Origin of the sequence: Kribbella sp. NBC_00382, from assembly GCF_036067295.1 — a bacterium.
Lineage (GTDB): Bacteria > Actinomycetota > Actinomycetes > Propionibacteriales > Kribbellaceae > Kribbella.
In genome coordinates this window covers 1,441,445-1,461,252 of sequence record NZ_CP107954.1, presented here as the reverse complement: position 1 = coordinate 1,461,252, position 19,808 = coordinate 1,441,445, and the positions used below count along the sequence as shown (strand labels likewise).

Annotated in this window: 19 protein-coding genes; 10 read left to right on the top strand and 9 right to left on the bottom strand. The window is 68.1% G+C overall.

The window, feature by feature from the left end; genetic code table 11:
- The 5 genes from OHA70_RS07275 to hemB all read left to right on the top strand — a co-directional run bounded on the left by OHA70_RS07275 (position 1) and on the right by hemB (position 5,752).
- Positions 1-759, top strand: a complete 759-nt coding sequence (locus OHA70_RS07275) for a redox-sensing transcriptional repressor Rex (RefSeq protein WP_328329893.1) — start codon at positions 1-3, stop codon at positions 757-759.
- 85 nt (positions 760-844) lie between these two features.
- Complete coding sequence (locus OHA70_RS07270) at positions 845-2,137, top strand: glutamyl-tRNA reductase (RefSeq protein WP_328329891.1); 1,293 nt, start codon at positions 845-847, stop codon at positions 2,135-2,137.
- Positions 2,134-3,015 carry a hydroxymethylbilane synthase gene (gene hemC, locus OHA70_RS07265; protein WP_328329889.1) on the top strand — a complete coding sequence of 294 codons (882 nt, stop codon included), beginning with the start codon at positions 2,134-2,136 and terminating at the stop codon, positions 3,013-3,015. Before OHA70_RS07270 ends, hemC begins: the two co-directional genes overlap by 4 nt.
- On the top strand, positions 3,012-4,766 hold the full coding sequence (locus tag OHA70_RS07260) for a uroporphyrinogen-III synthase (protein ID WP_442913874.1): 1,755 nt from the start codon (positions 3,012-3,014) through the stop codon (positions 4,764-4,766). The genes hemC and OHA70_RS07260 overlap by 4 nt, the downstream gene beginning before the upstream one ends.
- Positions 4,767-4,774: 8 nt before the next feature.
- On the top strand, positions 4,775-5,752 hold the full coding sequence (gene hemB / locus OHA70_RS07255) for a porphobilinogen synthase (RefSeq protein ID WP_328329885.1): 978 nt from the start codon (positions 4,775-4,777) through the stop codon (positions 5,750-5,752).
- Here hemB and OHA70_RS07250 read toward each other — a convergent pair.
- Entirely contained in the window at positions 5,742-6,977 is a 1,236-nt protein-coding gene (locus tag OHA70_RS07250) for an MFS transporter (protein ID WP_328329883.1), read from the bottom strand. The genes hemB and OHA70_RS07250 overlap by 11 nt on opposite strands.
- 170 nt (positions 6,978-7,147) lie before the next feature.
- On the opposite strand from OHA70_RS07250, the gene OHA70_RS07245 reads away from it, so the two are divergent.
- From OHA70_RS07245 to OHA70_RS07225, 5 genes are read left to right on the top strand one after another with little or no spacing between them, the layout of a single operon-like run.
- Complete coding sequence (locus tag OHA70_RS07245) at positions 7,148-7,339, top strand: hypothetical protein (protein WP_328329882.1); 192 nt, start codon at positions 7,148-7,150, stop codon at positions 7,337-7,339.
- Between the two features lie 16 nt (positions 7,340-7,355).
- A complete protein-coding gene (locus OHA70_RS07240; RefSeq protein ID WP_328329880.1) occupies positions 7,356-7,952 on the top strand; it encodes a MauE/DoxX family redox-associated membrane protein in 597 nt (198 codons plus the stop codon).
- Positions 7,953-7,962: 10 nt separating this feature from the next.
- Positions 7,963-8,508: a TlpA family protein disulfide reductase gene (locus tag OHA70_RS07235; RefSeq protein WP_328329877.1), complete on the top strand. Its 546-nt coding sequence runs from the start codon at positions 7,963-7,965 to the stop codon at positions 8,506-8,508.
- Positions 8,505-10,352, top strand: coding sequence for an ABC transporter ATP-binding protein (locus tag OHA70_RS07230; protein ID WP_328329875.1), 1,848 nt, complete (start codon positions 8,505-8,507; stop codon positions 10,350-10,352). The genes OHA70_RS07235 and OHA70_RS07230 overlap by 4 nt, the downstream gene beginning before the upstream one ends.
- Entirely contained in the window at positions 10,352-10,777 is a 426-nt protein-coding gene (locus OHA70_RS07225) for a S26 family signal peptidase (RefSeq protein WP_328329873.1), read from the top strand. The genes OHA70_RS07230 and OHA70_RS07225 overlap by 1 nt, the downstream gene beginning before the upstream one ends.
- On the opposite strand, the gene OHA70_RS07220 is transcribed toward OHA70_RS07225, so the two are convergent.
- The 8 genes from OHA70_RS07220 to OHA70_RS07185 form a co-directional block, all read right to left on the bottom strand.
- The gene (locus OHA70_RS07220) at positions 10,759-11,283 is read right to left on the bottom strand and encodes a dihydrofolate reductase family protein (RefSeq protein ID WP_328329871.1); all 525 of its coding nucleotides are present in this window, start codon (positions 11,281-11,283) and stop codon (positions 10,759-10,761) included. The two genes, OHA70_RS07225 and OHA70_RS07220, sit on opposite strands and share 19 nt — an antisense overlap.
- A gap of 50 nt (positions 11,284-11,333) precedes the next feature.
- Positions 11,334-12,167: an NAD(P)H-binding protein gene (locus tag OHA70_RS07215; protein WP_328329869.1), complete on the bottom strand. Its 834-nt coding sequence runs from the start codon at positions 12,165-12,167 to the stop codon at positions 11,334-11,336.
- A 38-nt stretch (positions 12,168-12,205) separates the two neighbouring features.
- Complete coding sequence (locus OHA70_RS07210; RefSeq protein ID WP_328329867.1) at positions 12,206-13,030, bottom strand: carbohydrate ABC transporter permease; 825 nt, start codon at positions 13,028-13,030, stop codon at positions 12,206-12,208.
- A 4-nt stretch (positions 13,031-13,034) separates the two neighbouring features.
- On the bottom strand, positions 13,035-13,976 hold the full coding sequence (locus OHA70_RS07205) for a carbohydrate ABC transporter permease (protein WP_328329865.1): 942 nt from the start codon (positions 13,974-13,976) through the stop codon (positions 13,035-13,037).
- On the bottom strand, positions 13,973-15,229 hold the full coding sequence (locus OHA70_RS07200; protein ID WP_328329863.1) for an ABC transporter substrate-binding protein: 1,257 nt from the start codon (positions 15,227-15,229) through the stop codon (positions 13,973-13,975). Before OHA70_RS07200 ends, OHA70_RS07205 begins: the two co-directional genes overlap by 4 nt.
- Positions 15,230-15,244: 15 nt before the next feature.
- On the bottom strand, positions 15,245-16,840 hold the full coding sequence (locus tag OHA70_RS07195) for an FAD-dependent oxidoreductase (RefSeq protein WP_328329861.1): 1,596 nt from the start codon (positions 16,838-16,840) through the stop codon (positions 15,245-15,247).
- A complete protein-coding gene (locus OHA70_RS07190) occupies positions 16,840-17,856 on the bottom strand; it encodes a LacI family DNA-binding transcriptional regulator (RefSeq protein ID WP_328329859.1) in 1,017 nt (338 codons plus the stop codon). Before OHA70_RS07190 ends, OHA70_RS07195 begins: the two co-directional genes overlap by 1 nt.
- Before the next feature lie 116 nt (positions 17,857-17,972).
- Entirely contained in the window at positions 17,973-19,718 is a 1,746-nt protein-coding gene (locus OHA70_RS07185; protein WP_328329857.1) for a hypothetical protein, read from the bottom strand.
- Between the last annotated feature and the right edge of the window lie 90 nt (positions 19,719-19,808).

The window sequence follows — 19,808 nt, the reverse complement described above, 5'->3', positions numbered from 1 at the left end:
GTGACGCCTGCCCGCAGCCGTCGCCCCGGCGCGCCGACGAGAACCGAACGCGGCATTCCCGAGGCCACTGTCGCGCGCTTGCCGGTGTACCTGCGGGCCCTGACCGCCTTGTCGGACAGTGGCATCGCCACCGCGTCGAGCGAGGATCTGGCGACCGCGGCCGGGGTCAACTCGGCCAAGCTGCGCAAGGACCTGTCCTACCTGGGGTCCTACGGCACCCGCGGGGTCGGCTACGACGTCGAGTACCTGCGCTACCAGATCGCCCGCGAGATCGGCGTCACCCAGGACTGGGCCGTCGTCATCGTCGGGATCGGAAACCTGGGCCACGCGCTGGCCAACTACTCCGGCTTCGGCACCCGCGGCTTCCGGATCGTCGCGCTGCTGGACGCGGACCCGAACCTGGTCGGCGAGCAGATCGGCGACATGATCGTCCGGGACTTCGCCGAGCTGGAGGAGATCGTCGCCGCCGACCGGGTCTCGATCGGTGTCATCACCACTCCGGCCGGTCCGGCCCAGGAGGTCTGCGACCGGCTTGTATCAGCCGGGGTGACCAGCATCCTCAACTTCGCACCGGTGGTACTGACCGTGCCGACCGGCGTGGACATCCGCAAGGTGGACCTCTCGATCGAGTTGCAGATCCTGGCGTACCACGAACAACGAAAGTCCGGAGAGGCGGCGCTCCCCGAGGTGCCCGAACTGCCAGCGATGAACGGCGTGGTCACTGATCTGCCCAGCGTGGGTGGAGGTGTCGGCGCGTGACGCCGGACGAGCGCAGCGAGTTCGCCATTGAGCACAGCCTGTCATCAGGTAGCTCATGCGCGTCCGGAGCGAAGCGAGGACGCGCATGAGCTACCTGGTCGTCGGCATCTCGCACCGGTCCGCTGACATCTCTGTACTCGAGCGGGTGGCCCTGGATCCGGACGCGGCGACCAAGCTCGCGCTCGCGGTCCAGCACACCCCGGCGGTGACCGAGTCGGCCGTGCTGGCCACCTGCAACCGCACCGAGGTCTACGCGAACGTCGACCGCTTCCACGCCGGGATGGACGAGGTCACCGCGATCCTCTCCGACGTCACCGGCGTACCGCTGCTCGACCTGGCCGAGCACCTCTACGTGCACTTCGAGGAAGGCGCCGTCGCGCACCTGTTCCAGGTCGGCGTTGGGCTGGACTCGATGATCGTCGGCGAGAGCCAGATCCTCGGCCAGCTGAAGGACACGCTGCGGATCGGCCAGGACCTGGAGACGATCGGTTCGGCCCTGAACCCCCTGTTCCAGCAGGCTTTGCGGGTCGGCAAGCGGGCCCGCACCGAGACCGGCATCGACGCGGCCGGCCGGTCGGTGGTCTCCGCCGGACTCGAGGCCGTGGGTGGCTACGAAGGCCGCCGCGCGCTGGTCGTCGGAGCCGGTTCGATGGCTTCGCTGGCAGCCCAGACACTGCTCAACGGCGGTGCGAAGAGCGTGACGATCGCCAACCGCAACTACGACCGCGCCGTCGCGCTGGCCGACCGGATCGGCGGTACTGCGATCAAGCTCGCCGACGTCCCCGGTGCGATGCGCGAGGCCGACCTGATCGTCTCGTGTACCGGCGCCCGGGGTGTGGTGCTGACCGAGGAGATGGTTCGCGACGCCGCTGACGGGCGGCCGTTCGGCGTACTGGACATCGCGCTGCCCCGGGATGTCGATCCCGCCGCCGCGCGGATCGACGGCGTCACCCTGGTGACGCTGGCCGATCTGGCCGGTACCGCGGGTGGCAGCGCGGACGACATCGACGAGGTACGCCGGATCGTCCACGAGGAGACGGGTGCCTTCGAGGCCACCCGGCGCGCCGCGTCGGTACTGCCGACCGTGGTCGCCTTGCGGACGATGGCCAGCGAGCTGGTCGACGCCGAGCTGGCCAGGCTGGACCGCAGGCTGCCCGGGCTGGACGAGATCCAGCGCAGCGAGGTGGCCCGGACCATCCGGCGGGTGGTCGACAAGGTGCTGCACACGCCGACCGTACGGGTGAAGGAACTGGCCGCCGATCCGGGCGGCCCGACCTACGCCGACGCGCTGCGCGAACTGTTCGCGCTGGACCCGGCCACCGTGGACGCGGTCACCGCTCCCAAGACTTCGCAGGCAACCGGAGGTGATCCCGCATGATCAGGCTCGGAACGCGCAGGTCGGCGCTCGCGACAGTCCAGGCGAACCACATCGCCGACAAGCTGCGGGCCCTCGGCCACGAGGTCGAGATCGTCCTCATCACCACCACCGGCGACACCAACCGGGCGCCGGTCGAGCAGATCGGCGGTACCGGCATCTTCGTCAGCGCGCTGCGTGACGCGCTGCTCGCCGGTGAGATCGATATCGCGGTGCACTCGCTGAAGGACCTGCCGACCTACCCCGAGAAGGGGCTGACGCTGGGTGCGATCCCGGAGCGCGAGGACTCGCGTGACGTGCTGGTCGCCCGCGACGGGCTGAGCCTCGGCGAGCTGCCGACCGGCGCCCTGGTGGGCACCGGTTCGGCCCGGCGGCAGGCCCAGCTGGAGGCGCTCGGACTGGGCCTGGAGCTGACCGGGATCCGCGGCAACGTGGACACCCGGATCGCGATGGTCACGGATGGCAAATTGGACGCGGTGGTACTTGCAAGGGCAGGGTTGGCCCGGTTGGGCCGGCTTTCGGAGGTCACCGAGACGCTGGATCCGATCCAGGTGCTTCCGGCACCGGGACAAGGTGCCCTGGGCATCGAATGCCGCGACGACGACGTCGCGGTGCTCGAAGCCCTTGCGCCGTTGGAGGATCCTGCGGTACGCGCCGCGGTGACCGCCGAACGGCAGATGCTGGCCACGCTCGAGGCAGGGTGCACGGCTCCGGTCGGGGCGCTCGCCGAGGTGGTCGATGGTGAGGACGGGCCGGAGCTGTGGCTCCGGGGAGCGCTGGGCCAGGACGGCGGCGTACGGCGGCTGTCGGCCAACGGGCCGGTGGACGACCCGCAGGCCCTGGGCCGGCGGCTCGCGAACGAATTGCTGGAGCAGACATGACACCGGCACGGGGAACGACGCAAGCGAGCACGAGTACGGGTACGAGCACGAAGACGAGCAGGACAAGGGCAAAGGCGACAGCAGACGTGAGCAGCGCGAAGACAGCGGCCACCCCGGCACCCCAGAAGGTGCCGGCCAAGATCGCCGCCAGCACCACGACCGCCAAGCAGACCAGGCCACTCGGCCATGTCACGTTCGTCGGCGTCGGCCCGGGTGATCCCAGCCTGCTGACGATCGCCGGCCGCGACGTGCTGGCGAACGCCGACGCCGTCGTGGTCGAGGGTCCCGAGCACGACGCCTTCCTGGCGTACTGCAAGCCGGGCGTCGAGATCATCGACGGCTCCGGCGCCGAGGGCAGCCGGGCACTGCGGGTCGCGGCCCGCTCGCGGCTGGTGGTGAAGACCGCCAAGACCTCGTCGAACGTGGTCCGGCTGCTGACCGGTGACCCGTTCACCTTCTCCAGTGGGGCCGAGGAGGCGTCCGCCTGCCGCAAGGCCGGCATCAGCTTCAACGTGGTTCCCGGGGTCAGCGAGGTCAGTGCCGTTCCGGCGTACGCGGGAATCCCGCTGACGATGAAGAGCGACCGCGAGGTCACGGTGCTCGACCTGGCCGAGGCCAAGCTCGACTTCAGCCGGCTGCACCCGAAGCAGACGCTGGTACTGCTGAACGCGACCGAGGTTCTGAAGGACACCACCGCCGCGCTGATCGAGTCCGGCTTCGACGCTTCGACGCCAGTGGCCGCGACTGTCGGCGGTACTACGACCGCGCAGACGTCGGTCGTCGGAACGCTCGGCACGATCGTGGCGGACCTGCGGGCGGCCAAGCTGCTCGGCGAGGCCGTGATCGTGGTCGGCTCGGTCGTCGAGCAGCGTGAGTCGCTGTCCTGGTTCGAGACCAAGCCGCTGTTCGGCTGGCGGATCCTGGTGCCGCGCACCAAGGACCAGGCCGGCCCGCTGATGGACCGGCTGCGTCGCTACGGCGCGATGCCGGAGGAGGTACCGACCATCTCGGTCGAGCCGCCGCGCAACCCGCAGCAGATGGACAAGGCCATCCGTGGTCTGGTCGAGGGCCGCTACGAGTGGGTCGCCTTCACCTCGGTGAACGCGGTCAAGGCGGTTCGCGAGAAGTTCGACGAGTACGGTCTGGACGCGCGGGCGTTCTCCGGGCTGAAGATCGCCGCCGTCGGTGAGAAGACCGCCGAGGCGATCAGCGCCTGGGGCATCCGGCCGGACCTGCTGCCATCGGGTGAGCAGTCCGCCGCCGGGCTGGTCGAGGACTGGCCGCCGTTCGACGAGGTGCTGGACCCGATCAACCGGGTCTTCCTGCCGCGCGCGGACATCGCCACCGAGACCCTGGTGGCCGGCCTGACCGATCTCGGCTGGGAGGTCGACGACGTCACGGCGTACCGGACCGTCCGGGCGGCGCCGCCGCCAGCCCCGACGCGTGAGGCGATCAAGTCGGGCAAGTTCGACGCGGTCGTCTTCACCTCGTCCTCGACCGTGCGCAACCTGGTCGGTATCGCCGGCAAGCCGCACGCGTCGACGGTGATCGCGGTGATCGGCCCGGCGACCCTGAAGACCGCCGAGGAGCACGGCCTGCGGGTCGACGCGATGGCCGAGGCCCCGTCCGCCGAGGAGCTGGCCGACGCGCTCGCTCGCTTCGGCGCGGATCGGCGTGACACGATGCTTGAGGCCGGGGAGCCGGTCACCCGCCCGTCCGAGCGCCGCTCGGGTTCTCGCAGGAAGAGCTAGGTTTCGCGATGGCTGGTTTCCCGGAGGTTCGTCCGCGGCGGCTGAGGTCGTCGGCAGCGGTTCGTCGGCTGGTCGCCGAGACGACGATCGAGCCGCGGCAGCTGATCCTGCCGATGTTCGTCCGGGAAGGCGCGCGCGAGCCGATCGCGATCAGCTCGATGCCGGGCGTCTACCAGCACACGCGGGACACGGCCCGGAAGGCTGTGGCTGAGGCCGCGTCGCTCGGGCTCGGCGGCGTGATGCTCTTCGGGGTGCCATCGACAAAGGATGCCGTTGGCTCCGGGGCGCTTGATCCGGACGGCATTCTGAATGTGGCGATCCGGGACGCGGTGTCCGAGGCGGGCGACGACCTGCTGGTGATGTCGGACCTGTGCCTGGACGAATTCACGGATCACGGGCATTGCGGCGTACTTGACTCTGCCGGCCGGGTGGACAACGACGCGACCTTGAAGATCTACGCCGAGATGGGGATCGCGCAGGCCTCCGCCGGCGCCCATGTCGTCGGCCCGTCCGGGATGATGGACGGCCAGGTCGGCGCGATCCGGACCGCGCTGGACGGCGCCGGTTTCCAGGACACGGTCATCCTCGCGTACGCCGTGAAGTACGCCTCAGCCTTCTACGGCCCCTTCCGCGAGGCCGTCGACTCGTCCCTCCAGGGCGACCGCAAGACCTACCAGCAGGACCCCGCGAACGCCCGCGACGCGATCCGTGAGGTCGACCTGGACATCGCCGAGGGCGCCGACATCGTGATGGTGAAGCCGGCCCTCGCCTACCTGGACATCATCCGCCAGGTCCGCGACCACGTGACCGTCCCCGTCGCGGCGTACAACATCTCCGGCGAGTACGCGATGGTCGAAGCCGCCGCCGCGAACGGCTGGATCGACCGCGAACGAGCCATCCTCGAAACCCTCAACTCGATCCGCCGCGCCGGCGCCGACACAATCCTCACCTACTGGGCCGCCGAGGCAGCCGCCCTCATTCGGTAGGAGCCTTCGCGTCGTACCGGCGGAAGGTTTTGTTGGTGGCTAGGAGTAGGACGCCTAGTACGCAGGCCAGGCCGCCGGTGAGGATGCTGGCTGTTGGGCCGGCCAGGCCTGCTATTGCGCCTGCTCGGACGTTGCCGAGGTTGGGGCCGCCCAGGCCGATGATGAAGTCGAGCGAGTTGAGGCGGCCGCGGAGGTCGTCGGGGGTTTTGGTTTGCAGGATGGTGGCCCGGAAGACCGTGGTGATGATGTCGGCGGCGCCGGCCGTGGCTAGGAAAAGGACGGCCAGCCAGAGGTTGTGGGTGAGGCCGACCGAGCCGATGCCGGCGCCCCAGATCGCCACGGAGATGAGCATTGCGCGGCCTTGGTGGCGTAAGCGCGCGAGCGGGCCGGAGAGGACGGCGGCGATCAGACCGCCGATGCCGATGGCGGCGAACAGGTAGCCGACCGTTTGCGGGCCGCCGCCGAAGCGGGTGGCGGCGAGGGCGGGGAAGAGCGCGGTCGGCATCGCGAGCACGGTGGCGTTGAGGTCGATCAGGAAGATCATCCCGATCAGCTTGTGGGTTGCGGCGTATTTCACGCCTTCCAGTACCGACCGCAGGCCGAGCTTCGATCCGCCACCGTCGGGCGGCATCGGAGGCAGCCGCCGTACGCTCACCAGCACCGCGACGAAGGTCAACGCATCCACCCCGTACGCCGCTTCGAGCCCCGCCGCCGCGATGAGTACTCCGGCCAGCACCGGCGCAGCAATCACCGCCACCTGGAACGACAACTGCGACAACGCAGCGGCAGCCTGCAGCCGTTCCAACGGCAGCACTCGCGGTATGAACGTACGACGAGCAGGCGTGTCGATCGCGGCCAGCGCCGCAGCCGTTGCCGTGAGCAAGTACAGGAGCCAGACCTGCCGCCAGTCGAGCAACGCCTGCAGGGCGAAGACCAACGAGACGACCATCAACCCACACCCGGTCAGCAAAACCAGCCGCCGCCGATCCACCGCATCCGCCAGCGACCCACCGAACAGCCCGAGCAGCAACGTCGGCACCAGCGAGGCCAGACTGATCGCCCCGACCGCCACCGACGACCCCGTCAGCTCGTACGTCTGAATCGCCACCGCGACCATCGTCATGAAGCTACCGATCGACGACAGCGACTGCCCCGCCCACAACCACCGAAAGCCCACCGACTCCCGCAACGGCGTCACATCGGCGAACAACCCAGGCCCAGGCACAAACGCTGATTCTCGCCCGACGCCTACCACCCGGCAACCGGATTTAATCCCGCGTTGCAGGAACCGGCAAGGTGTTGAGCCTGAGGGGTCACGGTCTGTTGCGATCCGGTTACTTGTGAGACCGTCGCCGGGACCCCGCCAGATCGGTGGGTTCAGGGAGGAGAGATCAGATGCGCACTACAGTGCAGCGGCTGGCCGACCGACTGGTGAGCTCGGTACTGCCGAAGACGACGGCGGGCGCCTGTCCGTGCAACGACACGTACACCGGGTACTGCAACCGCGAATGCCCGGGCAAGAAAGGCCTGTTCCGGACCAACTGCGACTGCAGCAAAACCACCCTCATCGGCTGCGTGAGCTGCTGACCCGAGGTCTCGCGATGTGTCCCTCGGACACCTCGGTCGTACTGCGGACCGACGCGTGACCGGCCCGGCGATGGCCCTGCTGGCCTTGCTGTGCACGGTTTTCGCGGCATCGGCGTACGGGAAGGTTCGCAGTACGACCGCGTGGCAGTCGTTCATGTCCTCGCTGAAACCGCTTGGGCTGGTCCCGGAGCGGTTGCTCCGCCCTGCCGCCATCGTCTTGCCGGCGGTCGAGCTGGCGTTGGCGATCGCCTTGCTGGCAGGCGTTCTGGGCGGATTCGCGAAGCTCGATGGCGTGCTGGCCATCGCCCGCTGGGCCGCAGCCGGCGCGATTGCCGTGCTGTTCGTCCTCACTGTCGGCGTCGCGACAGCGGTCGCTCGCCGTACCAAAGCATCATGCGCTTGTTTCGGTGCCAGCACCCGGCCACTGGGCCGGTTGCATGTCGTGCGAAACGCGACCCTGTTGATCATTGCGGTGCTGGCCCTGCTCGCCACCGGCGACCGATCGGCGTCGGCGGGAGCGCTGGTGGTCGGAGCCGTGGCCGGAGTAGTCGGTGCGGCGCTGATCATCCGGCTCGAGGATCTGGCCGACCTGTTCTTCCCTGCCCCAGCCTGAGGAGGCCAAGGTGTCTGTACTGTCCGCCGCCGTCGTGCTCGTCGGCCTGATCGGCCTGCTGAACTTGGTGCTGTCGTTCGGCATCATCCGCCGGCTCCGGGCCCAGGCGACCGACCAGCACGCGCACTCCAGCCGGCCGAAGCCGACCATCCGGCCAACTACGCTCGAGGACGGCGAACGGGTGGTCGCCGTCGATGCCGTCACGATCGACGGCCGAACGGTCGAGCTGCCGTTCGCCGGCCCGAGCTTCGTCGGCTTCTTCTCCGCGACCTGCTCGAGCTGCAAGGAGCAGCTCATCCCGTTCGTCGTCACTGCCGAGCGGCAGCCGGCCGGCGTACAGGTGCTGGCGGTCGTCGGCGGTACCGACGAGGAAGCCGCGCCCTACCTCGCAGAGTTGCTCAGCGGCCGGTCGGAGGTGCTCATCGTCCGGGAACAGGAGGACGGGCCGATCCAGAAGGCGTTCGGGATCATGGGGTTCCCGGCGTTCACGATCCTCGACGACGGTGTGCTGCACGGCTCCGATTTCCAGGTCTCGGCATTGCCGGACCGACCGTGACCGACGAAGGGCCCCGGCGCTTCGACTCGATCCGGGCCATCGGTACGGCGTACAGGCTGGCCTGGTGGGCTTCGGGCCATCGGTTGGTCGCCTATCTCGGGGTCACCGTGATGAGCGCGGTCGTCCCGGTGGCGTCGGTCTGGCTCCTCAAGGGATTGCTCGACCACGTCAGCCGAGGTGGCGGCGGACTTCCCTGGAGTGGAATCGGCCTGGTGGCACTGGGGTTCGTGGCCATCGGTATGTCGCCGGCACAGCGCTATCTGCACAACGAGGTCGGCAGACGTACCGGTCGCCGGGCGTTGTCCGATCTTTACCTGGCGACCGGGAGGCTGTTCGGCCTGGCCCGGATGGAGGATCCGGTCTTCCGCGACCGGCTGAGAATGGCACAGCAAGCGGGGCGGTCGGGCCCGACGCAAACCGTGGACGGAGTGCTGGCGGTCGGTCAGAGCCTGATCACCCTGATCGGGCTGTTCGCCGTGCTGGTAGCGGTCAGTCCGGTACTGGCGGCGGTGGCCGTGGTCGGCGGACTGCCTTCCCTGGTTGCCCAGCTTCGGTTGAGCCGCACCCGCGCCCGGGTGATGTGGCAACTCAGTCCGGTCGAGCGCCGCGAGTTCTTCTATGCGGAGCTGCAGACCGAACTACCGGCCGCGAAAGAGCTGCGGCTGCTCGACCTGGGCGAGTTCTTCCGGCTCCGGATGCTCAGCGAGCTCGGCAAGGCCGACATCGAGCGCCGCAAGCTGGACCGGCGCGAGCTGCGCGCCCAACTGCTGCTGGGCATCCTGTCCGCCCTGGTCAGCGGCGCCGGGATCACCTGGGCGATCATTGCTGCAGGCAACGGCCGGCTGAGTGTCGGCGATGTGTCCGCCTTCATCGCAGGGCTGACCGGAGTGCTCGCCGGTACCGGCGTCCTGGTCGGTCAGCTCGCCTATCTCAACCAGTCGCTGATCAGCCACGAGCACTACCGCGCGGTGCTCGCCGTCCAACCCGACCTGGAGTCGCCGCCCGACCCTCCGCCGGTCCCGGTACTACGAACCGCCATCGTCCTGCGCGACGTCTGGTTCCGCTACGGCCCCGACCACCCGTGGGTACTGCGTGGTGTGGACCTGACGATCCGGGCCGGCGAATCCCTTGCGCTGGTCGGTCTCAACGGCGCGGGCAAGAGCACCTTGGTGAAGCTCCTCTGCCGCTTCTACGACCCCGACCGCGGCACGATCACCTGGGACGGCGAGGACCTGCGCCGACTGTCGGTGACGAGCCTGCGCGAACGGATCGGCGCGGTCTTCCAGGACTACATGACCTACGAACTGAGCGTCGCCGACAACATCGGAGTGGGCGACCTGCCGGCCCGGACCGACGAAGCCAGGATCCACGCCGCCGCCAGCCGGGCCGGCCTCGATCCCACGATCCACGCCCTTCCGCGCGGCTACCAAACCCTGCTGTCGCGCTCGTTCCTGTCGGACGCAGACCCAGACACCGATGGCGACGCCGACCCCACCAGCGGATCGATGCTGTCCGGTGGCCAGAGCCAGCGGCTCGCGCTGGCCCGCGCCTTCATGCGGGACCGCCGGGACCTGCTGATCCTCGACGAACCGAGCTCGGGCCTCGACGCCGAGGCAGAACACCAGATCCACCGAGGACTTCGGGACCATCGCACCGGCGCGACGAGCGTCCTGATCTCCCACCGGCTCGGCGCGATCCGTGACGCCGACCGCATCGTCGTACTCTCCGACGGCCAGATCATCGAGCAAGGCACCCACCTTGAACTGATCTCGACGGACGGCGAGTACGCCCGCCTCTTCACCCTCCAGTCCGAGGGCTACCAACCCGACCCCGCCACCGCCTGATGCGCCGCCTCGCGCTCGCCCTGGCCGCGACCACCGCCGTCGTCCTCGTACTACGACATCGCTACCTCAGCGTCCAGGTAGTGGGGACGAGCATGACCCCCACCCTCCGGCCCGGCGAACGAATCATCGTCCGCCGAACCACCGTGGCGAACCTCCGCCACGGCCAGATCGTCGTACTGGCCAACTCCTCACCAGCCCCCGACGACCCACCCTGGCTGGTGAAGCGCCTGACAGCCCTCCCCGGCGACCCGATCCCTCGCGACACCGTCCCAGCCCTCCGCGACGTCCCGGAGCAAGTAGTACCGCCCAACCGGCTGGTCATCCTCGGCGACAACGACAGCGCCAGCCACGACTCCCGCACCGTCGGCTACTACGACGCGACCACCCTGCTCGGCGTCGCGGTACGTCAGCGCTTGACGGTGTAGTCGGACTGGGTGAGGCCGGCGCCGAGGGTGCGGGTGGCGTTGTGGGTTAGGGGGATGTCGTGGTCGAGGTCGGCGAAGAGGGGGAGGCCGGTGCCTAGGAGGATTGGGACGACGGTGATGGTCAGTTCGTTCAGGAGGCCGGCTCGGAGGAAGGTCTGGATGACGCGGCCGCCGTCGGTGTAGACGCGCTTGGCGCCGCGGTCCTCGAGGGTCTGGACCAGGCCGTCGAGGGTGCGGTGCACGATGATGCGCTCGTCCGCGTCGGCGGGCAGCGTCGTGCTGAGCACCTCGACCTGCTTGCCCTCGTACGGCCAGAAGTCGAAGGTGAGCGCCTTCTCGTAGGTGTTGCGGCCTACGACGACGGTGTCCACCGCCGCCATGAACTCGTCGTACCCGGTGTCGCCGGCCTGCTCACCCCGCTCGGTGAGCCAGTCGATCGACCCGTCCGGGCGCGCGATGAATCCGTCGAGGCTGGTCGCAATGAAAACCGCGGCATGAAACGTCACCCTCCTTTTGTACAGCCTGCGACCGGCGGCAACACCGAATTCAGAGGGTCTCAGCGGAATTCGCCGGCCCGCTCCTCGGCCCACGCCCCGAACGACCGCGCCGGTACGCCGGTAAGCCCCGCGACCGTAGTCGTGACCAGCCCGGACGCCGGCCTCCCGACATTGGCAAGCAACGCCTCCACCAGGGCCGCCGGACGCCCATCGGCAAGCATCTGCGCGCGGGCATCGTCAGCCGCCACCGCCTCGAACCGCAACTCCCGCCCGATCGCGGCCCCGATCGCCGCAACCTGCTCGGCCCGGCTGATCACGGCAGGCCCGGTCACCACCAGTCGCTCACCGTTGAGCCCGTCCGACGTCAACGCACGAGCAGCAACCGAGGCAACATCACGCTCATGGACGACGGCGGTCGCGGGAATGTCCGGCCCCCGGACGACCCCCGTACTACGAATCTGCCCGGCCCACCCCCGAGCGTTCGAAGCAATCGTGTTCGACCGCAGAATCGTCCACTCAGCGGCATGCGCCGCCACCAGCCGCTCCAGCTCCGCATGCATCCGGTTGATCGGATCGTCATGCCCCTCCGACACCCCAGATGACGACAGATAGACGACCCGCCGCCGCCCGATCTCAGCCAGTACTCCGTCCGCAGCGTCCGCGCTCAAGAACGGCCAGATCAAGAAGACCGTGTCGACCCCCTCCAGCGCCGTCCCCAAACCATCCGGCAGCCCAAGATCCCCACCCACCACCTCAGGCCCACCGACTAGCCCCGGCCGGCTCTGGTCAGCGCCGGGATTGCGAGAGAGCAGCCGGATCGCGTCGGCTGGTAGCTGCGCAGTCAGCTCACGCCCGACGTTGCCGGTCGCGCCGGTGATCAGGATCTTGGTCATGCCTGAGGACAGCTTCCGGCGTACCGGATGTATTCCGGTCAGCCCTTCAGGCCGGTTTGGGCCAGGCCTTCGACGAATTGGCGTTGGGCCAGGACGAAGATGATGAGGACGGGGAGGGCGGAGAGGGTGGCGGCGGCCAGTTGGACGTTCCACATGGCGCCGCCGTAGGCGTCGACGTACTGGGTGAGGGCTTGGGGGATGGTGAAACGGTCCTTGCTGGAGAGGAAAACGATCGGTTCTAGGTAGAGGTTCCAGCTGTGTAAGAAGGTGAAGATGGCGACCGCGCCGATCGCCGGGCGGGCCAGGGGGAGGGAGACCTGCCAGAACAGGCCCAGGCGGCCCAGCCCGTCCATCCGGCCGGCCTCCTCGAGTTCGCGGGGGAGGGTGATGAAGAACTGGCGCATGATGAAGGTGGCCAGGACGCTGGGGGCGCCGAGCATCGGGATCAAGATCAGTGGCCAATGGGTGTTGACCAGGCCGAGCGAGTCGAACATCCGGTACAGCGGGATGATCGTCACCTCGTTCGGGACGAGCAGGCCGGCCAGTACGACCAGGAAGACGACGCCGGCGCCGCGGAACTTGATCCGGGCGAAGGCATAGCCCGCCAGTGACGAGACGACCAGCGTGCCGAGGGTGACGATCACGGCGATGTAGCAGCTGTTCAGGTACTGCCGGCCGAACGGCTGCAGTTCGAACACCTGCCGGTACGCATCCAGCGTCGGCGCGTGGGGGAACAGTGTGAAGGCGAAGATCTCGTTGACCGGCTTCAGCGATGCCGTCGCCATCCACCAGGTGGGGAAGACGAAAGGCACGCAGCAGACCAGCAGTACGCCGTACAGGAGAAGCTTGCCTTTACGACTCATGGCTCTATTGGTTTTCATAGAAGGCCCACTTCCGGCGCATTCGCCACTGCAGGAAGGTCAGCGCGAGCACGATGACGAAGAGCAACAACGAGATCGTCGCGCCGTACCCGAAGTGATGGAACTGGAAGGCCTGCTGGTACAGGTAGTAGACGAGCACGGTCGTCGATGTCCCCGGCCCGCCTTGCGTCAGTACTGCGATCTGCGCGAACACCTGCAGCGAACCGACCACCGTCAGGATCGACGTCAGCAGGATCGTCGGGCTGATCAGCGGCACCGTCACCCGGCGGAACCGCGCCCAGGCCGAGGCGCCGTCGATGCGCGCGGCCTCGTAGAGCTCGGCCGGAACGCCTTGCAGGGCAGCGAGAAACAGCACCATGTTGAGCCCGACGCCCTTGAAGAGCTGCACGACGATCACCGAGATCATCGCCGTCGCGTCACCCCGCAGCCAGTTGGGCCCATCGATTCCCAGCGTGTTCAGGAAGCCGTTGATCCCGCCGTTGTCCTGCAGCAGGAAACCCCAGACGATCGTCCAGGCGACCAGCGTGACGACAACGGGCGAGAAGAACAGCGTCCGGAAGAAGACGGTCCCGCGCAGCTTCTGGTTGAGCAGTACTGCGAGGAACAACGCGAGGCTGAGGTTGAGCACCACCAGCCCGAGGGAGAACATCCCGGTCGCCCGCAGCGCCGGACCCAGCCGGGCATCGTCGGCCAGCGCCTTGTAGTTGCCGGCGCCAACGAAGTCGAAGGTGCCGGCCAGCACGTTCCACTCGTGCAGGCTGTACCAGACCACCAGCCCGAGCGGAACGATGACGAAGGCAACGATCCCGATCAGCTGCGGCGTGATGAACAACCAGCCGGCCAGCTCATCACGCCTTCGCATGTTCCAGTACGGTGCCCGGGCCGGCTTCGACGTCGCAGTCACCGGCTTGTCGACAAGTAGGGTCATTTGCTCAACAGCGGGTTGATCTTCGAGCACACACTCGAGAGCACAGCCTTGACGTCGGCGTCCGGCTTCCAGAGCGGGTCGAGGGCAGCGCGGACGGTCTGCTGCAGTTCGGCGTACCCGGTGTGGCTGGTCTTGATGTCGCCGCGCTCGATGCCGTCGATCACGACACTCTGCAGCTGCTCGGGCTTGAGCAGGGGATTGGCCTTCGCCAGCAGCGAGGTGGTGAGCTGCGACTTGCGGGGCGGCGGGAAGAACTGCGCGAGCTTGGCTGAGTTCTCCTGATTGGTGAAGTAGGCAAGGAACTTCTTCGCCTCGTCGGCGTGCTTGCCGCGTTTCATCACGCCGATCCCGGCCTGCCCGACCACCGAGTACTCACCGGCCGGGCCCTTCGGTAGTGGTACCAGATCCCACTTGAACTTCGCCTTCTCCAGCAGGGCCGCGCGGCTGATCTGGGTCAGTACCATCGATGCGTCGCCCGCGAAGAAGTCCGTCGTCCGACCCGGGCCGGGCATCGCCTTGTCGGTGAAGATGGTCTTGTGGACAAAGGTCATCGCGTCCACCATCGGCTGCTGGTCGAACCCGCAGCTCTTGCCGTCTTCGCTCCACGGCCGCGCGCCCCAGCCGGCCCAGATCGTGTTCAGCGTGTCCCAGCCTTTGTAGTCGAAGTCGCCGACCACGATGCCGCCCTTGCCGGTCTTCGCCTGTACTGCGGCGCCGGTGGCGACCGCCTGGTCCCAGGTCCACGTACCGGCCGCGATCTGCTGTGCAGGGGTCGGTCGTCCGGCCGCCGTCACCAGATCGGTGTTGACGAAGACCCCCAGCGGCGAAGTAGAGAAGGGATAGGCGAACAGCTTGCCGTCCTGCTCCCAGGTGGCTGTTGCGCTGGGCAACAGGTCTGGATCCTTGTCGATCGGTTCCAGCGCGCCCGAGGTGACGAAGTCCGGCGCGGTGCTCTCCAGGATCCAGGCCAGGTCGGGAGCGTTGCCGCCGCCGATCTGGGTGGTCAGCGCGGTCGTGTAGCTGTCGAACGGGATCGACTCGAAGGAGATCTTGCCGATCTCCGGGTGATCCTTCTTGTAGGCGGTGGCGAGCTGGTCGAACAGCGCGGTGTGCTTGGCATTCGCGCTCCAGATCGTCATCCGCAGGTCGATCGGTCCGGACGCTGCCGCGCCGTCGCTGTCGGAGCCGCCACAGCCGGCCAAGGCCAGCAGCGCTGCGGCTGAGACCGCTGCTGTGAGGAGTCGGAGTTTCATACTGTCATTCCTCCATCAGTAGCCGGAGACGTCCGGCCAGCTCAGTTCGAGGCCCTGGGCGACCAGTACTGCCTGGAAGTCGCTGAGCAGAGCAGGGGAGTTGCGGACCGCGCGCGGGCTGACGCGACGGTCCAGGCAGAAGGCAGCGAGCAGCCCCGCGGCCTCGCCGATGTTCCACTCGACCGGGTGCAGCCGGTAGCAGCCGTTGGTGATGTGGGTGGTGCCTAGGTTCTTACTGGCCGGCAGCAGGTTCTCGACCCGCTGCGGGATCAATGCCCCGAGTGGGATCCGGAACGGACTGCTGGCCACGTCGATGTAGTTGTCGCCACCCGTGGACGGGTGCAGGTCGATCCGGTACATCCCGACGCCCACACTGTCGCCGTACTCCGCTGCGCCCTTCGCCCCGCGTACTGCGACTGACAGGTCCTGCTCGACGACCGTGTACTCCGCTGCGATGCGCCGCGACTCCCTGATGTACGGGGCCTGCGCCAGGCCGTCTGCTGAGTCCAGGAGGTCGCCGCGGAGCCGAAGCCCCTGGAAGCCGGTACCGCCGTCAGGCCGGGGCGCTTCAGTCTGGAGCCAGTAGAAGACAGCCTGCGAGAGCTCCTTAGCGCTCGCCAGGTGCTTGGCAGCGTCTGGTACGTCGAACACCGGGCCGTCGAGGTAGTCGATCATCGGCCAGTTCACCAGGCAGATGTCGGACTCGTAGGCGCCAGGGGTGAAGTGCCTGCGCGCAGCGATCCGCCGGAAGGTCCAGAGGTTGGTATCACCGCCGGTACGCCGCTGGTCGGCCACTACTGCGAGTGGGTCGTCGTCCGGATTGGGGGTGAAGGTCCGGCGCGAGGGGGCGAGAGTGCGTGGGTCAGGGGCGTTCCAGGAGAGCATGCGGTCGCCCCAGAACGGTGGCTGGTAGTTGCGCCAGTACGCGTAGTTGGCCGGCTTGTCGCCAACCTGGTTGCCGTCGACGTGGTCCACCGCGAAGCAGAACGACACTGCTTGCATGTTGAGCGGTTGGGCTTCTGCTGGTGCGCTGGGCTCACCGGTGGTCGCCTGGGACTCGAAGCCGGTCACGTACTCGGTGCCGGTGAGGGGGAGGAGCTCTCCGGTCTCGGTGGCGTCGAGGATGTACGGCGCGGTCAGGGTGAGTTGGTCTGCGCTGTCCCGGTGCTGGACGGTCACCGAGGTCACCCGGTCGCCGTCGGTGGTGGCCGCGATCGGCTTGTACGGTTGGAGAATCTGCAGCCGGCGGCTGGCGCGGTACGGCGCGAGCATCGACTCCAGCACGGCTACGGCGACTCGCGGTTCGTGGCAGAGCTTGGATACGTAGCCGGCGCCGGGGTTGAGCTCCGCTGCTGCTCTCGACTCGGCAGTGAGTGGGTAGTACTGGCGGTAGTAGTCGCGGATCCCGTCCCGGAGTGCCCGGTACGACGCGGTGACCCCGAACTGTTCGACCCACGTGTGCTCGTCCGGTGGTACCGCCTGGCTGGTCAACTGCCCACCCAACCAGTCGTACTCCTCGGTCATCACCACCGACCGCCCACCCCGCAAGGCCCCCAGCGCCGCAGCAACCCCACCGAGCCCGCCACCGATCACCAGCACATCCGTCTCCATCAAAACCCTTTCGCCTGAGCGAGCGTGCTTCCATCGACGAGCTCACACGGCAGGAGCTGCTGCGGGTCGTCCACATCCCCGGACAAGATCGCCTCCAGCAACCCGACCGCCCGCCGCCCCATCTCCTTCCGAGGAATGTGAAACCCCGAGTACTCCCCATCCCCCTCCACCGGCCGACTCGCATCACCAAGCGCAACCACCGACAAATCCCCCGGTACGTCCAACCCGCGCGCCCGAGCCGCTGTCGCGAGCGCAGCTGCGTCCGCCAGATCCTCCACGAACACCGCAGTAATCCCGCGAGCCAGCAACTCCTCAAGCACTTCACCGCCCTGCAGATGAAGGCCTCGTGGGGCTACCTGTCGGAAGCCTGTGAGGCGGTCGGCCGATGACTCTGCGCCCTCACCCGGGCCAACGAAGGCGACCTTCTCGTGGCCTAGCTGCAACGCGCGGGCGGCGACGGTTGCGGTGGCTGTCGTGTAGTCGGCGCCTACGTAGGGGATGACCGCGGGGGTGCCGTCCGGTAGGAGGGGGTTGTCGCGGCGGCCTACTGAGACGAAGGGGTAGTTCTCGGCTACCAGGCGGCTCAGTTCGGAGGCGGGGATGCGGCGGCCTAGGAGGAGGGAGCCGTCGGCGATGCGGAGGCGGTTGTTGTCGTGGAAGACGAGGCGGCGGCCGTCGGTGACTGGCGCGCTGGTGAAGAGGAGGAGGTCGCAGCCGAGTTCTTCGGCGCTTTCCTCGATGCCGCTCAGGAACGGGTGGTAGAAATCGGCGCTCGCGCTCGGGAACACCGACTCGTAGGTGAACACCCCGAGGATCTGGTTGCGCTGCTGCAGTAACCTCCGTGCGAGCGGGTCCGCGACGTACCCGGTCTCCCGGATCACCTTCAGCACCCGGTCCCGCGTCTCCATCGGGATCCGCGCCGACGCGGCCGTGCGGTTGTTCAGCACCAGCGAGACGGTCGTCTGGCTGACCCGCGCCAGCCGCGCGATGTCCCGCTGCGTCAACCGCTCGCTCATCCAGCCGCCACCCTTGGGTAATACGTATTGGCAAACCTGCTGGTCCGGACGCTAGACCGGCAGGTTTGCCATCGTCAAGGGTGAGTCGACTTAGTAATACGAATTAGCAGGGGACTTCAGCTTGCTCGCAGGTGAAGGGTGTAGCGGGCGGGGGAGCGGCCGGTGAGGTACACGCGCAGGCCGTCCGGGGTCAGGCTGCCGTTGAGTTGGGTGTAGCGCTCGCCCGGGTCCATGGTGACGCGAGCGGACCCGTTGCCGGGGCCGAACTCGATCCGGTCGGCGCCGACCGTGTAGGCGCCGGTGCCGTCGACGAGCTGGTAGTTGCCGGCAGCATCGAGCTGCTCGACCCCGGTGAGCGTTCCGCCCGGCCGGAAGCACAGCTCGATCGCGAACGGAACCTCGGAGCCGGACAGGTCGAAGGTCAGATCGAACCCTGCGCCGGCCTCCGTCACGGTGACGGCGGTGCGGAGCGTGCGGTACTGCTTCGGCCGGTGCGGGAAGTCCATCGAGGCGTAGAAGCGGCCTTCGCCGGTCAACGCGTAGGCGCCGTCGCTGCGCCGGTACCGCTTCGTCAGCGGCAGATGGTACGGGACTTTCACCTCGTCGGCGAGCCGGAAGCTCCGATCACCGGACCTGTGCAGACCGTCGCTGCGGAAGTGCCCGGTGCTGAAGAACTGCGGCGACAGCCGGACCGAGTCGAGGATCGCGGCGCCGGTGCGGAACTTGAAGAAGGTGGGATTGGTCGACAGACCGGACGCGATCACGGGGATGTCGTGGAAGTCGGTACCGCCGAACAGCGTCGCCGTCCGGGAACCCCGCCGGATGCGAGCGAGTTGCTGGGCCGGGAACTCGTGGACGAAGTCCGCCGGTGCCGGCGCGGCGGCCGGGAGTCGAGCCGCGAGGTCGGGGCGTTCGAGCACCTCGGCGAGGAAGTCGCCCAGCTCGCCGGCGCCGCTGCGTTCGATCTCCTTCGCGACAGTCGCGAACCGCCCGTCCTGATCGTGCAGGGCGAGCTCGCGGAACTGGGTCAGGTACCACCAGCTGTCGCGGACCCTGGTCTGGTCCTGCCGCCGCGACGCGATCGTGTCCACCTCGCCGTTGGGCTCGAGCAGGAACAAGGTGGCGGCGAGATTCCTGCGAACGAAGGGGATCAGCTCCGGCTTGTGCCGCAACCAGGCGATCGTCAGCAGCGACGGGTTCGTCACTTCGGAGGCGTAGGTGGCGCTTCGTTCGCTGTAGATCCCGTCCGGGGTCGCGTCGATCCCTTCATCGAGCCAGTCGTCGATGCGGGCGACGTACCGGCGGTCGGGGAACAGGTGATTGACCCGGGCGAGCGCCGCCGACACCTCCCAACGGTGGTTGGGAGTGTGTACTCCGCCGGCGGCGAGCGCGGGACCGGCCTTGCGGATGATCCGTCCGAGGGCGACCCGGGACGGCTCGGTCGCAGCCTGGTCGTCGGCATCGAGCAAGGCCCAGATGAGGCAGAGGTCCTGCACTGCGAATGCGCTGTCGGGTGGCGAGTGAAGGTTGCCGATGTCGTAGGTGCCGTCGTCGTGCTGCAGCGTCGCGAGCCGCTCGACCAGGAACTCCAGCGGTTCGATCAGGGCGCCGTCGTGGTGCCGTGCGGACCGTTCCCAGACATAGCCGGAGACCAGCCGCCTGGCTTTCCGGGCGTTCGTCCGGACGCTGTCAGCGGTATTTCGGTAGCTGTCCAGAACGAGTGGAATCTGCGCCTCGTTCCTGGTCGTCAGCAGGGTGAGGAATGTCTCGTCGGTACCGCCGGACGCCGCCGCCGATCCGGCCGGCAGGGCGCCCGCCGACAGTGCTCCGAGAGATCCGGCCAAGAACGTCCGACGCTGCATGCGAGCCTCCACAGGCGGGGAAAGCGGTTCCCAAATGCCCAGTACTGTCCCTGCGCAGCGAGCCGTCGTCAAGACTTCGCAGCCGTCCGG